We start from the raw sequence: 858 nt of genomic DNA on the forward strand, positions 1-858 counted from the left end.
CGTAGTCGCGCTCGTCGGAGTGGTCGAACTTCGCGGCTTGGTTCGTGAGCCGTATCGGGTGGCCGTCGTCCAACTCCTTCGCGTTGTACGTCTTGCGGAGTTTCGGGACGTAGTTGCAGAGCGCGGCTTTGGCCTGATACGGCAGGTCGTAGGGCGTCACGATGTCGCTCACCGCCGACATGGTACTCGCCCCGGCGTCGAACGCCTCTTGCAGACCGTCACGGTACGTGTCGAGCAGGTCGTTGAGTTTCGACTGCTTGTGCGCGGTGGGGGGCGCGAACGTCGCCTGCAACGTCTTCGTGACGGTCGTGGACATCGCTACTGCCCCTCGACGTACTTCATGAGTACGTCGATGCTCACTTGGCCGGTGGTGGCGAGGAAGTATCCCGGTTGCCAGAACGCTTTGTTGAGTGCCTGCCGAACCTCGGGGTTCTCGTCACGGATTTTGCGGGACGTGACGCCCTTGAGCGAGTTGATGAACTTGGTGAGGTCAGTCGTTGGCTTCGCCGTGAAGAGGATGTGAACGTGGTCGCTTCCGCCGTTGACGTTCTGGATGTTCACGCCGAAATCCTCTGAGATGTCGCTGGCAATCTCACCGACCCGTTCTGCGATTTCGTCGGTGAGTAGGTCTGCGCGGTACTTCGTGACGGTCACGAAGTGATATTGGAGTGCGTAGACCGTGTGCGACCCGGTTTCGAGGTTGTACTTCATTTGGCCGTACTGATTTCTGCACACCCAATTCTAATAAATGTTTGCAGTCGTGGGGTATTCGGCCTGCAACCGACGGTGGTTCGTATAGGAGTTGTCGGCTTCACGCCCGCCGTAAACAGCGGGATTCTCGCCTTGAAAAAAGATAGG

Annotated in this window: 1 protein-coding gene and 1 pseudogene; both read right to left on the minus strand. The window is 58.3% G+C overall.

Annotated elements, in window-relative coordinates:
* Nucleotides 1–316 (minus strand): annotated as a pseudogene (locus ACFQEU_RS16880) (RNA-guided endonuclease TnpB family protein); the annotation flags it as partial.
* A 2-nt stretch (nt 317–318) separates the two neighbouring features.
* A complete protein-coding gene (gene tnpA, locus ACFQEU_RS16885) occupies nt 319–711 on the minus strand; it encodes an IS200/IS605 family transposase (protein WP_379784026.1) in 393 nt (130 codons plus the stop codon).
* Nucleotides 712–858: the final 147 nt, after the last annotated feature.

Source organism: Halorubrum tibetense (assembly GCF_042661865.1).
In the GTDB taxonomy this organism is placed as follows: Archaea; Halobacteriota; Halobacteria; order Halobacteriales; family Haloferacaceae; genus Halorubrum; species Halorubrum tibetense.

What these genes read in the sequence shown, in the direction of transcription:
- tnpA (WP_379784026.1), bottom strand. Translation starts at nt 711, where the DNA reads ATGAAGTACAACCTCGAAACCGGGTCGCACACGGTCTACGCACTCCAA.